The sequence below is a fragment of the Gordonia sp. 852002-50816_SCH5313054-c genome, assembly GCF_001665925.1.
GTDB lineage: Bacteria > Actinomycetota > Actinomycetes > Mycobacteriales > Mycobacteriaceae > Gordonia > Gordonia jacobaea.
Window position 1 is genome coordinate 55397 of the sequence record NZ_LZTE01000075.1, and the last position, 14296, is coordinate 69692.

A 14296-nucleotide genomic window follows, 5' to 3' on the forward strand; every position below is an offset into this window, starting at 1 on the left:
CGCAGCCACGAGCCGCGCAGATGAACCCTTATACAATGGCGCGGGTGACTGATGGACCCCTGATCGTGCAATCCGACAAGACGCTGCTGCTCGAGGTGGATCATCCCGACGCGGCGGCGGCGCGTGGAGCGATCGCCCCGTTCGCCGAGCTCGAGCGCGCTCCTGAGCATGTGCACACCTACCGGGTGACGCCGTTGGCGCTCTGGAACGCGCGCGCGGCCGGGCATGACGCCGAGCAGGTCGTCGATGCTCTCGTCTCGTTTTCGCGGTATGCCGTCCCGCAGCCGCTGCTCATGGACATCGTCGACACGATGGGTCGGTTCGGTCGGCTGCAGCTTGTCAAGAGTCCGGTGCACGGGCTGACCCTGGTCAGCTTCGACCGCGCGGTCCTCGAGGAGATCCTGCGCAACAAGAAGGTCGCGCCGATGCTCGGTGCGCGGATCGACGACGACACCGTCGTGGTGCATCCGTCGGAGCGTGGTCGGCTCAAGCAGGTGCTGCTGAAGGTGGGCTGGCCCGCGGAGGATCTCGCCGGCTACGTCGACGGTGAGGCACATCCGATCGAGCTGGAGCAGGACGAGTGGCATCTGCGCGACTATCAGGAGATGGCCGCCGACTCGTTCTGGGCGGGCGGCTCGGGCGTCGTCGTGCTGCCCTGTGGTGCGGGCAAGACGATGGTCGGTGCCGCGGCGATGGCCAAAGCGCAGGCGACGACGCTCATCCTGGTGACGAATACCGTTGCGGGACGGCAGTGGAAGCGTGAGCTCATCGCGCGTACGTCGCTCACCGAGGAGGAGATCGGCGAGTATTCGGGTGAGCGCAAGGAGATTCGTCCCGTCACCATCGCGACCTATCAGGTGATGACGCGAAAGTCGAAGGGCGAGTACAAGAATCTCGATCTGTTCGACTCCCGCGACTGGGGCCTCATCGTCTACGACGAGGTGCATCTGCTGCCCGCGCCCGTGTTCCGCATGACCGCCGACCTGCAGTCGCGGCGTCGACTCGGTTTGACCGCGACGCTCGTGCGCGAGGACGGCCGTGAGGGCGACGTATTCAGCCTCATCGGACCCAAGCGCTACGACGCTCCGTGGAAGGACATCGAGGCGCAGGGCTGGATCGCGCCCGCCGACTGTGTCGAGGTGCGCGTGACGCTCACCGACGAGGAACGCCTGCAGTACGCGGTCGCCGAGAACGAGGAGAAGTACAAGCTCTGCTCGACGGCGCACACCAAGGTCAACGTCGTGAAGTCGATCCTCGCCAAGCATGCGGGGTCGCCGACGCTGGTCATCGGCGCGTACATCGACCAGCTCGAAGAACTCGGCCGTGAACTCGACGCCCCGGTGATCCAGGGTTCGACTAAGAACAAGGAGCGCGAGGCGCTGTTCGACCGCTTCCGCTCGGGAGAGCTGCAGACGCTCGTCGTCTCGAAGGTCGCGAACTTCTCGATCGATTTGCCGGAGGCGTCGGTCGCGGTGCAGGTGTCGGGCACGTTCGGGTCTCGCCAGGAGGAGGCACAGCGACTCGGTCGTCTGTTGCGCCCCAAGAAGGATGGGGGCCAGGCGCACTTCTATTCGGTGGTGTCGCGCGACACCCTCGACGCCGACTACGCCGCCCACCGGCAGCGTTTCCTCGCCGAGCAGGGTTACGCGTACCGCATCACCGACGCCGACGACCTGCTCGGCCCGGCCATCGGCGAGGAGTCCGTGGACTGATCCACGGTTAGCCTTGACCCCATGACCGTCGAGCGCCTTCGTCCGTTCTCCAGCACGATCTTCGCCGAGATGTCGGCGCTGGCCGTGGCTCACGATGCAGTGAACCTCGGCCAGGGTTTCCCCGACACCGACGGGCCCGCATCGATGTTGGCCGCCGCGAAGGACGCGATCTCGACCGGACACAACCAGTACCCGCCGGGCATCGGTGTCCCCGCGCTGCGTCACGCCGTCGCGCGGCACCAGCGTGAGCACTACGGTCTCGACTACGACGCCGACTCCGAGGTGCTCATCACCGTCGGCGCCACCGAGGCCATCGCGGGCGCGATCGTCGGGCTGGTCGAGCCCGGGCGCGAAGTGGTGATGATCGAGCCGTACTACGACTCCTATGCCGCAACGGTTGCGATGGCGGGAGGGGTTCGACGCGTCGTCCCGCTCATCGCCGACGGCGACGGATTCCGGCTCGACCGCGAACGGCTTGCCGACGCTTTCGGACCGAACACCTCTGTCGTGCTGGTCAATTCACCGCACAACCCCACCGGGACGGTGCTTTCCGACGATGACCTCGCCGAGATCGCGCGCCTGTGCATCGAGCACGACGTCGTCGCTGTGACCGACGAAGTGTACGAGCACCTCCTGTTCGACGGCCGCACCCACACCCCGCTGGCGACGCTACCCGGAATGCGCGAACGAACCCTGCGAATCTCCAGCGCCGCAAAGACATTCAACTGCACCGGCTGGAAGGTCGGCTGGATCAGCGGCCCGCCCGAACTGGTCGCGGCGGCACGCGCGGCCAAGCAGTTCATGACCTACGTCGGGTCGGGACCCTTTCAGCCCGCGGTTGCCGTCGCACTCGACAACGAGATGGAGTGGGTGCGCAAGTCCGCGGCAGAGCTCGAGGCCAAGCGTGACCTCCTCACCTCCGCGCTCGTCGACTCCGGGTTCGACGTACATCGCAGCGAGGCAACCTATTTCGTCTGCGCCGACCCGCGGCCGCTCGGGTACGACGATGGCGTCGAGTTCTGCCGCACACTACCCGAGCGGATCGGGGTCGCGGCGGTGCCGGTCAGCGTCTTCGCCGACGACAAGGAGCCGTGGAAACACATGGTGCGCTTCGCATTCTCCAAACGCGACGACGTCATCGCCGAGGCCGCGCGGCGGCTGCGGACACTCTGACCGTCACCCGACAGCCCTCACCTACAGACGCACGACCATCTTTCCGACGTTCGCGCCGCGCATCATGTCGAGGAAGGCGTCGATCGCGTGGTCGATGCCGTCGACGACGGTCTCGTCGAAGACCACGTCGCCGGCCGCAAGCCACTCCGACATCTTGGCGGTGAACTCCGGAGCCTTGTCGAAGTGATGCCCCACGGTGAAGCCGGTCAGCGTCAGTGCGCGGGTGATGATGTTGGACATGTTGTCCGGGCCGGGGACCCGCTCGGTGGAGTTGTAGCTGACGATCGCCCCGCAGAGCGCCGCACGCCCGCCGTCGTTGAATGCGTCGAGGGCTGCCTCGAGGTGGTCGCCGCCGACGTTGTCGAAGTAGACGTCGATGCCGTCGGGAGCGGCTGCGCGCAGCTGCTTGCGGATCGGGCCGTCCTTGTAGTTGACCGCAGCATCGAATCCGTAACGGCCGGTGAGCAATTCGACCTTCTCGTCGCTACCCGCCGAGCCGATGACCGCCTTGGCGCCGAGCAGTCGTGCGATCTGGCCCGCGGCGGTCCCCACGGCACCCGCGGCGCCGGAGATGAACACGATGTCGCCCGGCTTCATCTTCGCGATCTCGGTCAGGCCGACGTAGGCGGTCAGACCCGTCATGCCGAGCACACCGAGATAGAGCGACGAGTCGAACGCCCTGTCGCCGTTGGCATCTGACGGCGGCTCCGGTAGCACGGTGAACGCCTTCGCCGGACCTTGCGCGACGTCGCGCCAACCGTACTGATGCAGCACCAACGCGCCGACCGGCACGTCATCGGAGCGAGATTCGACGACGCGCCCCACAGCGCCCCCGGTCATCGTCTCGTCGAGCTTGAAAGGCGGAACATAGCTGCGGGTGTCGATCATCCGCCCGCGCATGTACGGGTCGACGGACATGAACTCGTTGGCCACGCGCACCTCACCCGGCTCGAGATCGTCGAGAACGACTGTCACGGTGCGGAAATCGGACTGCTTCGGCCATCCGACCGGACGGGACACCAACTGGATCTGGGTACTGGTTGCGGTCATGTCTCCACTCTCCTCGGTGTGCGTGCGCAGTCAAGGCACATTCTGGTTCAGGGCACATTCTGGACTGTTCATTGCACTATAGGCATAGTAGAATGATCGTTGCAAAATCAGTGCGAGGAGGCAGCCGTGGGACGCACAGCAACGTTCGATTCGACCGAACTCATCGCTTCTGCTCGAGACCTGTTCTGGCAGAAGGGTTTCAGCGACGTCTCGGTTGCCGACGTCGAGTCCGCGTCAGGTGTCGGCCGCTCCAGCATCTATCACGCGTTCGGCAGCATGCGCGGACTGTTCGACGCCGCGGTCGACGACTACCTGACCACCATCGTCACACCGCTGCTGACCGAGCTGAACCGCGACGACGTGCACCCCGACGCCATCTGCTCGTACCTCTCGGAACTGCGCGACGCCATCACGGCAGCGTCGGCGGCCGACGCTGCGACGCCGTCGGGATGCCTCATACTCACCGCGTCGGCGACACCGATCGGCGCCGACGATGCGGTGCACAGCGTCATCGAGAACTATCGGGCGATGTTGTCCGACGCTGTCCGACGCGGCATCGCGGCACGCATGCCCGACGCGTCGTCGAACATCGTCGACCATCACACACGACTCACCGTCGCCGCGATCATCGCTGCGCAGTGCCTCGCGCGCATCAATCCCGACGAAGCGGCACGCACGGTCGACGCAGCGACCAGCGCACTCGGCACGTCTGCGTAGCGCGCGAACTCACAGCGGTAGGCCCTGCTCCAGCAGGTCGATCGCCTCGAGAAGCGTCTCGAGGAATCTGCCGTCGCGCACGTCCTCGGTGCCGTTGGCGATGTGGAATATCATGCCGCCGACCGCCGCGATGAAGACGCGTAACCGTGGATTGTCGCGCTCCACGCCGAGATAGTCGGCGATGAAATCTGCCGCCTCCGAGATCGCGCGGTCGGATTCGATCTGATTGACCAGCAGCAGCGCGGGCTCGGACTGGATGAGCTTCATGCGAGCCGGGTCCGACGCCCAGTCGTCGGCCAACACCAACTCGACCAGTCCCCGCACCATCGCGCGGAGCAGATCGAATCGGCCGAGCCCCGGCGGGATTGCCTCGAGGACCGCCTGCCACTCGTCGTCGAGGTCATCGCTGATGACCACCTGCTCCTTGGATTGGAAGTAACGGAAGAAGGTGGTGTGCGAGACGTCGGCCGCCTCGGCGATCTGGGCGACCGTCGTCTGGGCGTAGCCGTTGGCGTCGAAGAGTTCCATCGCCGCCGCCCGAATCGCCGCCCTGGTACGACGTTTGTGCTTCTCGCGCAACCCGATCGGCGGCACCGGGGCGGCTGGCGCATGCGAGACCGAGGCGGGCGCGGAAGCCATCGCTGCCGTACTCGTCGCCTCGGTCATCGCAGTGCTCTCCCTATCTACTCTTTATCCCAGTCCGCTCAACTCGACGCCGCGGCCACCTCGCGAGGTTCGTCGGTGCTCGCCTGCGGGATGCCTCGGTCGCGCACCTTCTCACCCTCGATGTCGAGGTTGGGAACCAGCTTGTCCAGCCATCGTGGCAGACCCCATGCCCTATCGCCCAGCAAAGTGATCACAGCGGGCACGACCATCATGCGAATGATGAAGGCGTCGAACAGGACCGCTGTTGCCAGCGAGAAGCCGAGCATCTTGGCCGTCGTGTCGGGCGAGAGCATGAACGCGGCGAACACGCTGATCATGATGATCGCCGCCGATGTGACGACACGCGCACCGTGCCGGTAGCCGGCGATGATCGCGTCCTTCGCACTCATCCCGTGGATGTACTCCTCGCGTATTCGCGTCACCAGGAACACCTGGTAGTCCATCGCGAGGCCGAACACCACGCCGATCAGGAAGATCGGGAGGAACGACAGGATCGGCTTGGTGTTGTCGATCAGACCGAACCAACCCTCTTGGAAGATCGCGACCGTCACACCGAACGTCGCCAACACCGAGAAGATGAAGCCGATCGTTCCGATCAGCGGGACCCAGATCGACCGGAACACCGCGATCATGATCAGGAATGCCAACCCGACCACCACGATCAGATATGGGATCAGCGCCTTGTCGAGTTTGGCGGACAGGTCGGACATGATCGCCGTCTGGCCACCGACGTGCAGCTCTGCCCCCGCCCGCTGAGCCTCGGGGCTGAACGCGCGGATCTGCTCCATGAGGTCGTGCGTCGCCTGATCCGACGGCGCGCTCTCGGGCGTCACCGAGATCAGCGCGGCGGTTGCCCCGACATTCGGCTGCGGTGTGCCGTTGCCCAGCCACGTCATCGTCGACGCATTGGCGACGTCGGGCAGCGACTTGATGTGCGCGACGGTCTCGGTGGCAGCCTTCTCCACCGTGCCGTCCTCGGAGTGCAGCACGACGAGCAGCGGGCCGTTGATGCCCTCACCGAAGCCGCGCTGCAGCAGCGCCTGGGCGGGGGCCTCGTCGTCGCTGGAGAGCGAGAGTCCCAGTTGCAGCTTGCCGACCGGGATCGCCGCGAGCACCAGCACCGCGAGACCCGCGACGATGAACGGGATCGGTCGTCGAACCACCATGCGGCCGAAGCGAACTCCGTTGGTGTCGGCGGTGTCGGATTCTTCTGCGTGCTTGATCCACGGGATGCGCGGGGTGAACGCGAAACGTCCGACGGCGCCGAGCAGCGCGGGGATCAGGGTGAGCGCGGCGATCACGGCCATGAACACCGCGACGGCGGCGCCCGCCCCCATCTGGGTGATCAGCGGGATCCCGACCACCATCAGCGCGACGACAGCGATGATCACGGTCAAACCGGCGAAGACCACCGCGGAGCCTGCCGTACCGACCGCGCGACCCGCGGCGTCGGCCCTGTCTCCGCCGCGTTTCACCTCGCCGCGGTAGCGCGAGACGATGAACAGCGCGTAGTCGATCGACACGGCGATGCCGAGCATGGTGACGATCGCGGTCGCGGTCTCGTTGACCGTCATGACCTCGGCGCTCAGCCGCAGCAGCATGATGGTGATCATCACGCCCATCAGTCCGGTGATCAGCGGGATGAACGCGGCGACCAGCGCCCCGAAGGCGACGATCATCACCACGAAGGCGACAGCGAAACCGATCAGCTCGGCCTTGCCGCCCGCCTCCATGACACTCATCAGCGAGCCCGTGGCCTCGACCTGCAGGCCATTGCCCCGATGCTTCTCGAGGATGTCGGTCAACTGCTTCTTGTTCTCGACGGTGAGGTCGGTCAGCTCGATGTTCTGCCGCACCTGGATCAAACCGACCTTGCCGCCGTCACCGAGAACCGACGACGCGAGCTCGGGTTTGGCCGCGGCGACGGTGACCGGGTTCAGCACCGTTGCCTTGTCGGTGAGGTCGGGCAGGGTGTGCAGGTCGGCGACGAGTGCGTCGATCTGACCGGAATGGGCGGCCAGCCCGTCGTCCGCGGCGACGAGGACGCTGGTCGACGCCTGCGATTGCTGCTTCATCGCCTCGGGGAAGTACTCCTCGACCTGCGAGGTCGCGGTCCCGGAGTCGGTTCCTGGAAGCTCGAAGTCTTTCGCGAACTTCGGATTCAACGCGCCCACTAGCCCGATGAGCAACGCGGCGATGACCACCCAGGCCCCGATCACCCACCACTTGTGGCGGAACGAGAACCGTCCCACCCGAAACAACAACGACGCCATCTGTGCACTCCCTCGAGAAGACTCCGACATTCCGGTAGCAACTAAGAAGTGTTAGTTGCTAACACTTGTGCTCCGGTATACAGATCGTTCCGGCCGATGTGCCACCTCCGAGCCGCGATTGTGAGCGACGTCCCACGCGAGCGCCTGCGACTACATTGCGAACACACGTTCGATATCGGTGTAGGCTGACGTCCATGAGCGCAGGAGTCCAGGGATCGATCTTCGACCTCGACGCCGAGTCACCGCGGCTGCGCGATCTCGGATCGCACGTCGAGCGTCGAGTCCTGACCAACGGCGCGTGGGTAGATCTGCGGCCGGGATGGATCGCAGGCAGCACCGACCTCTTCGACGCTCTGCGCGACGTCGTTCCGTGGCGGGCAGAGCGTCGTCGGATGTACGACAGGGTTGTCGACGTCCCGCGTCTGGTCTGCAATTACCAGGCGAGTGACGAACTCCCCGACCCGTTACTCGCCGACGCGCGAGCGGCCCTGACAGCGCATTACCGCGACGAGTTGCGCGAGGGCTTCGTGACCGCGGGCCTGTGCCTGTATCGCGACGGGTCGGATTCGGTTGCGTGGCACGGCGACCGGTTCGGGCGTGGCGCCACGCACGACACGATGGTCGCGATCGTCTCCCTCGGCTCACCGCGCCCGTTGGCACTGCGTCCGCGCGGAGGCGGAGCGTCGTTGAAATTCACGTTGTCGGCGGGCGATCTGTTGGTGATGGGCGGGAGTTGTCAACGCACCTGGGAGCACGCGGTGCCGAAAGTCCGCGGCGTCGGGGCGCGAATGAGCGTGCAGTTCCGCCCACCCGGCGTGTGGTGAGCGGGAGACTCCCAGAAGATCTTTGGAACCCAAAGATTTTTGGAACCTTTGCCCCCTTGGGTGCGTCAGAGTCTGTGCCGTCGGTGCCAGCCGACGGGAACATCTGACCGTGACATCAGGGGGACCGACACGTGACAGCACCTCAACTGCCGCTCGATGGCATGGCGGATGTCATCGGAGAAGGTTTGGCCGAACTCCTCAACAGAGCGAGGAAGCCGGACCGCGAGGACAGCACCCCTACTCCTGGACCCGGCCCTAATCGATCAGACACTGACCAATCCTCCTCTGCCCGAGCACCTTTCGGTGTTCGACCCGAGGAGATCGAACAGACCGCGAGTGCATGGCGACGTGAATCGAAGGTCGTGGCGGATCTGAAACTCGACGCGCTGTCGTCGGTGTCCGGTGCGATGAGTGACGTGACGACGGCACTTCACTCGGCGTCGACCTCGGCGGTTCCGACGATCGCCTCGATCTCGGCTCGACTTGCGACACTGGCCGATTCGCTCGTCACGTTCAACGCCATGGCGATCGATCGCGACGATCGCGCAGCGGCATCCCTACGCAGTGTGCCGACCCGCTGATGAAACCGACCATCTCAGCGGTGCGCGGATGGAGTACCAACGCGATCTCGGCCGCAGGCGCGGCCGCACAGGCCGCGGCTCAGACGCTCGACACGTCCCTCGCGGCAGTCGAGCGATCACTGAACGACGCCGCCTCGTGGCGAGGCGCAACCCACGACGCCGCGCAGATGCGGATCACCGAAGAACGCGACCACGCCTCCGAGGTACGTAATGTGCTGAACCAGATCGCCGACGAGGCCAAGGACGCCGCCACAGACATCGCCCATGCACGGGCGTATCTGATCCGCGAGGTCGACAACGCGATCGCCGACGGGTTCACCGTGTCCGACACCGGCGAGGTGACCCACGCCGATCCCGACGAGGACATGAACGCCTTCGTCCGCGAGAACCGGATCGCCATCGGCATCGACACCCTCACCGAATTCGACACCGACTACGGCCGTCGGATCGGCGAATTGGCATCCGACATCGCAGCCATGGTCAACGGACAGCCCGACGTCACGCTGCCCGGCGGCACCCGCGCCGACCCGGACCGGGTGGTCGCCGATCTGCGTAACCTACCCGCCGAACACCGACGCCAGTACCTGGAGTCAATGAGTCCCACCGACGTGCGTCGTCTGATCCAGGCCGATCCGAACGTCATGGGCAACCTCGACGGCGTGCCGTTCGACACCCGCGCCGATGCCAACGAGATCAACATCCGCACCGCACTGGCAGCGGAGATCGCAGCCGGACGTGGTGAGGGTCAACGCGCACAGATGCTGACCGACTTCCTGCGACAGAAGAACGACCCTGCCTCCGCGATCGACCGCGACAACGCAGGCGCCTACCTCGCCGACGACAACAAGACCGAGCGCAGATTCATCGCATTCGACAACACCGGCAACGGCCGGTTCATCGAGATGATCGGCACTTTCAACAAGGACACACGTAACGCTGCGGTGGTGGTACCCGGAACGAACAGCAACATGAATGGCAGCCTGCGCAACAGCAACTCCGCGTGGAACCTCGCAAAGCAAACCGACGGGCCGGTCTTCGTCTATATGAACGGTGAACTGCCGCAGAAGATGGGTTACGAGGGTGCGCCCTCCGCCGCGCTCGACGGACTGGAGGGCGGGCTGCGCGACGGCATGCCGGGTGCGCGGGACGGCATCCGGTCGGGGATGGAGAAGTCCTTGGACAATTCTGCAGCCGACCCCGTCTTCGCTCGCAGCATGGCACCGGGACTCGTCGATTTCGGTCGTGAACTCGACGCCGAGATCGCCCGCCACGCCCCCGACGCGAAGACCACGTTCATCGGCCACTCCTACGGGGGTTCGGTCGTCGGATCGGCCGAACAGTTGGGACTGCGCGCCGATCGGGTGATCTATGCGTCGTCGGCGGGCACCGGAGTGTTCGAGGGCGGGTGGGACAACGCCAATCCGCGCGTCGAGCGGTTCTCGATGACCGCACCGGGCGACCTCATCCAGGGCATCCAGTCGCTACCCGGCAACCCGCACGGCGCCGATCCCGACACCGCCCCTGGTGTGACGCGCATGGATTCGGGTTATTTCGGTGGTGACGGACAGCATCCCCGGCGGCTCGTGGAAGGCACCGCAGGCCACGGCGACTACTGGGACGACCCGAACTCCGATGCCTTCAACAACATCGCGCGCGTCATCGTCGGCGAGCAACCAACACCGTACGTCTATCGAGCACCAGACATGCCCCTCGTCGGGGCACTGAAGCACCTGCCGCCCGCGGTCCTGATCGACGTGCTCGGCCTTCCCGACATCCCGCTGCGCCTACCGAAATAAGCTGCGCGCGTTCACTTATCGGAGTGTTTGGACGAGCCCGTCGCCATCCGGATCGCGGGGCCGAGCAGTCCGGAGATCAACCCGCCGATCGACAACGGGGTCTGGCCGTCGAGGCCGATCGGGGCATACATCTCGGTGATCTCACTGCGCCCGCGCACCACTCGACGATCAACCGCCGTCCAGTGTTCGCTCTCGTCCTCCGACGCGTTTATCGCGTCGCCGCTGGCAAGAACCGGATACCGACCGCTGCGGGCCGCCTCCGACAGACGGGCACACTCGTTGACCGGGTCGCCGATCACGGTGTACTCGTAGCGCCGTTCGGCACCGATGTTGCCGGCGAACACGGTTCCGTAGGAAACCCCGATCCCCCACCGGATCTCGAGCGCCTCGGTCAGGCCCCTGGCGAGGTCGCGCGCGGCGGCGAGTGCCGCGGCCGCGGGGTCGTCGAGTTCGACAGGGGCACCGAACACAGCAAGCGCCGCGTCGCCCTCGAATTTGTTGACGAAGCCGCCGTGTCTATCGACCACATCGGCGACAACGGAGAAGAACGAGTTGAGCAGCGCCGCGGTATCTTCCGGCGCCCGATGCTCGGCCAGCGTCGTGGATCCGACGATGTCGACGAACAGCACCCCGACCTGACAGTTCGATCCGTGCATCCCTGCGCCGTGTTCGATGGCGAGTTGCGCGACGGTGTCGCCGACGTGCCGCGCGAACAGTTCACGCATCCGCTCACGTTCGTCGAGGCCCTCCACCATCTCGTTGAAGCCGTGCTGCAGCACGCCGAGCTCCGACGAGTCGTACACGTCGACGTGGGTGGTGAGGTCGCCATCCTGGACCCGCTGCACCGCGTGCCGCAGTTCGGTGAGCGGATCGATGATGGCCTGCCCGACCAGCATGATGACGCGCACTCCCGCAGCGAGGCCGACTGCGGCCAGCACCACCGTCGTCCAATCGATCCGGCCGGCAGCCGGGGGCAACAGTCCCGATCCCCTCCCGAGGTTGATGATCAGCAATCCGCTCATCGGCACGAGGCAACTGATCGCCCACACCGCTGCCATACGGGCTCGCACGCCCTGCACCGCATGGGTCGCCGGGTGATCCTGCAGCGCAATGATCAGTAGCGGGCGGGCCGAGCGTTCGGCGAAGAGGTAGGTGAGGCATCCGATCGACAGACCGGCAAGCGCGAAGGCGACCGCGACGCCGAGCAGGTCGTCGGCGCTGAGCCTGTCCAACGACAGCAACACGTAGCTGAGCACGGCCAGTAGCCAGCCGACAATCGTCGCCGCAGCCTGCGCGAACGGAATTCGTTGGACGGATCGTCGACGCTCCCGATCGGCCTGCTCGCCGCTGATGAACCAGCGCAACTGCGGCACCATCACCGCGAAGACCAGCACCACATTGACCACGAGGCCAACACCGATCGCTGCGACGACGGCCGGGAAGTTCGGTGCGCCCAGCGTCGTGGCGAACGTCATCTGGCCACCGTTGTACGCGAGCTGGACCAGCAGGAACGTCTCGAGGCCGACGAGCACGTTGCTGCCGACGATTGCCGAACCGGCGATCACGCTCGCGCGGCGGGCGAGCCGAATACGCTCCGCCCGGCCGATGCCACCCCATTCGCGCAACGTCGGAGGTCGCTCGACGCCCCACACGAATGTGGAGTACCGACGCCGCGCGCGAGACCACCTGTCATCGTGGTCGCGGGAGCGTTGCGGATGCACCGAGGCGCCTTTCTGCCTGTTGTGTCACATAAGACAGTTCATTGTGACAGGCGAAATGCCGCGATCAGAACTCGATCGTGTGTGACGACGCAAGCCGAAACGCCAAAAAGGCCGGCGCCGCACCCGGGGGACTAACGGGAACGGCACCGGCCGTGGACTCGTACGTCATGTCGAGGTCATCGACTCATCGCACGAGTGGTCTTGAAGGGATCAGGCCTGCGCCTTGAGCGCCTCGATCTCGAGGTTGATGGTGACCTTGTCGCCGACGACGACGCCGCCACCCTCGAGGGGCATCTCGATGTCGATGCCGAAGTCCTTGCGGTTGATCACGGTGGTTGCCTCGAAGCCGGCAACAGCGCCCTGGCCCATGCCCGGGTTCGATCCGTTGAACTCGAGTGCGAGGTCGACCGACTTGGTCACGCCGTGCAGGGTGAAGTCGCCGGTGAGCACGAAGTTGTCACCGTCGGGGCGCACGCTGGTCGAGACGAAGGTCGCCTTGGGGAACTGATCGGCGTCGAAGAAGTCGGCCGACTTGATGTGGCCGTCACGCTGCGGGTTTCCGGTGGTGATGGTCGTGACGTCGATCTCGGCCTGCACCGAAGGGGTGCCGTCCTCGGCGACGGTGATGGTTCCGCTGAACGACTCGAACTTGCCGCGAACCTTGCTCACCATCAGGTGCTTCACGACGAAGCCGACGGTCGAGTGGGTGGGATCGATGTTCCAGACGCCGGCCTCGATGGGGGCCTTGACGGTGCTTGTGGTCATGGTGAAACTCCTCGGCTTCTTGTCGTTTCGGGTTGTGGTCCGTGGACCGTCTTCTCGGCCCATCGCTCATTCTAAACGGACCGCGGTCCGATTTCATTCCACCGGGGCAAAGTTTTTATTTCCAGGCGAATACTGGCTGCTCAAAGCCGTCGACGCGGGTGTCGCGACCTCGCAGGACGACCTCGACGAACTGATAGATCACCGCTGCTGTCGGTGCGTGGAGCAACGCGGAGTGACCGCTCGGCGAGTAGTCGTCGGGGTCGCGGCGCAGCCCTGGGATACGGAGTTGGATGACCGGACGCGGCGATTCGGGGATCGCGATGAACCGTGGTTCGTCGAGTAGGTCGTCGAGAGGCACGAAGAACAGTTCCGACACCTCGTCGGGGCTCGGCGTCGGAGGCGGCGCGTCGTCCGGCGCCCAGCAGACGACGGGCGTCATCACGAAGCCCGATCGCGTCGGATAGTCGTCGAGCAGTCCGAGTACGTCGTCGGTGTCGAGCGCTACCCCGAGTTCCTCGTGCAGTTCCCGTAGCGCGGCGTCGACGATCCCCTCTCCCGGGTCGAGGCGTCCGCCGGGAACTGCGAACTGTGCGGCATGGCGACGCATGGTCAGTGGGCGGCGCAGAACCCAGATCCCCTGTCGGTCGGCTTGATTCGAGATCACGATGGCGACCGCGGCAGGTCGGGCTTCCGGATCGTCGACGACGCGACGTTCAAGTGCTGCGATGCGATCGGTGGCGATCGTGCGATCGATGGATGTCACACATTCAGTTCACCACGGTCGAAGAATCGCTAACCGATGTGCCTGCACACACACTGGCGACGCACGCGTGATCTGCATCGGCGAACCTTTTCTCCACCACGACGATCGGCCACCATTGACGCACTTGCGAATCGAAAACTTCTCCCAGACAAGGCAGATCATGTCCGCGATCGTTGTCACCCTCATCGTCCTGGTTCTTCTCGCCGCGCTGAGCAACCGACCGGGGTTGAACTTCTATGCGCGCAGCATGGGCGG

12 protein-coding genes are annotated in these 14296 nt (G+C 65.4%); 6 read left to right on the top strand and 6 right to left on the bottom strand.

The genetic code is table 11. The annotated features are described in order from the left end of the window. The first annotated feature begins 44 nt into the window (after positions 1 to 44). Both A5788_RS19240 and A5788_RS19245 read left to right on the top strand, forming a co-directional pair. The gene (locus tag A5788_RS19240) at positions 45 to 1712 is read left to right on the top strand and encodes a DNA repair helicase XPB (protein WP_324288136.1); all 1668 of its coding nucleotides are present in this window, start codon (positions 45 to 47) and stop codon (positions 1710 to 1712) included. Between the two features lie 21 nt (positions 1713 to 1733). Beyond that, entirely contained in the window at positions 1734 to 2885 is a 1152-nt protein-coding gene (locus tag A5788_RS19245; RefSeq protein WP_049697799.1) for a pyridoxal phosphate-dependent aminotransferase, read from the top strand. Between the two features lie 21 nt (positions 2886 to 2906). Here A5788_RS19245 and A5788_RS19250 read toward each other — a convergent pair whose 3' ends face one another. After that, positions 2907 to 3935 (bottom strand): NADP-dependent oxidoreductase, encoded by a 1029-nt coding sequence (locus tag A5788_RS19250; protein WP_049697798.1) that lies wholly within the window; start codon positions 3933 to 3935, stop codon positions 2907 to 2909. A gap of 126 nt (positions 3936 to 4061) precedes the next feature. Here A5788_RS19250 and A5788_RS19255 point away from each other — a divergent pair, with 126 nt between their 5' ends. After that, the gene (locus tag A5788_RS19255; RefSeq protein WP_049697797.1) at positions 4062 to 4652 is read left to right on the top strand and encodes a TetR/AcrR family transcriptional regulator; all 591 of its coding nucleotides are present in this window, start codon (positions 4062 to 4064) and stop codon (positions 4650 to 4652) included. A 9-nt stretch (positions 4653 to 4661) separates the two neighbouring features. Here the strand turns inward: A5788_RS19255 and A5788_RS19260 are convergent, their stop codons facing one another. Further along, on the bottom strand, positions 4662 to 5318 hold the full coding sequence (locus tag A5788_RS19260) for a TetR family transcriptional regulator (RefSeq protein WP_156525563.1): 657 nt from the start codon (positions 5316 to 5318) through the stop codon (positions 4662 to 4664). A gap of 38 nt (positions 5319 to 5356) precedes the next feature. After that, positions 5357 to 7591, bottom strand: a complete 2235-nt coding sequence (locus A5788_RS19265; protein ID WP_049697795.1) for an MMPL family transporter — start codon at positions 7589 to 7591, stop codon at positions 5357 to 5359. 194 nt (positions 7592 to 7785) lie between these two features. Here A5788_RS19265 and A5788_RS19270 point away from each other — a divergent pair, with 194 nt between their 5' ends. From A5788_RS19270 to A5788_RS19280, 3 genes are all read left to right on the top strand, one after another. After that, positions 7786 to 8415: an alpha-ketoglutarate-dependent dioxygenase AlkB gene (locus A5788_RS19270; RefSeq protein WP_049697794.1), complete on the top strand. Its 630-nt coding sequence runs from the start codon at positions 7786 to 7788 to the stop codon at positions 8413 to 8415. A 362-nt stretch (positions 8416 to 8777) separates the two neighbouring features. Continuing rightward, positions 8778 to 8996 (top strand): hypothetical protein, encoded by a 219-nt coding sequence (locus tag A5788_RS19275; protein ID WP_053117365.1) that lies wholly within the window; start codon positions 8778 to 8780, stop codon positions 8994 to 8996. Then, positions 8996 to 10792, top strand: coding sequence for an alpha/beta hydrolase (locus A5788_RS19280; protein ID WP_049697793.1), 1797 nt, complete (start codon positions 8996 to 8998; stop codon positions 10790 to 10792). The genes A5788_RS19275 and A5788_RS19280 overlap by 1 nt, the downstream gene beginning before the upstream one ends. An 11-nt stretch (positions 10793 to 10803) precedes the next feature. Here A5788_RS19280 and A5788_RS19285 read toward each other — a convergent pair whose 3' ends face one another. From A5788_RS19285 to A5788_RS19295, 3 genes are all read right to left on the bottom strand, one after another. Continuing rightward, complete coding sequence (locus A5788_RS19285) at positions 10804 to 12513, bottom strand: adenylate/guanylate cyclase domain-containing protein (RefSeq protein ID WP_197494555.1); 1710 nt, start codon at positions 12511 to 12513, stop codon at positions 10804 to 10806. 210 nt (positions 12514 to 12723) lie between these two features. After that, positions 12724 to 13278, bottom strand: coding sequence for a YceI family protein (locus A5788_RS19290; protein WP_049697791.1), 555 nt, complete (start codon positions 13276 to 13278; stop codon positions 12724 to 12726). Between the two features lie 115 nt (positions 13279 to 13393). Beyond that, positions 13394 to 14041, bottom strand: coding sequence for an NUDIX hydrolase (locus A5788_RS19295; protein WP_049697790.1), 648 nt, complete (start codon positions 14039 to 14041; stop codon positions 13394 to 13396). Positions 14042 to 14296: the final 255 nt, after the last annotated feature.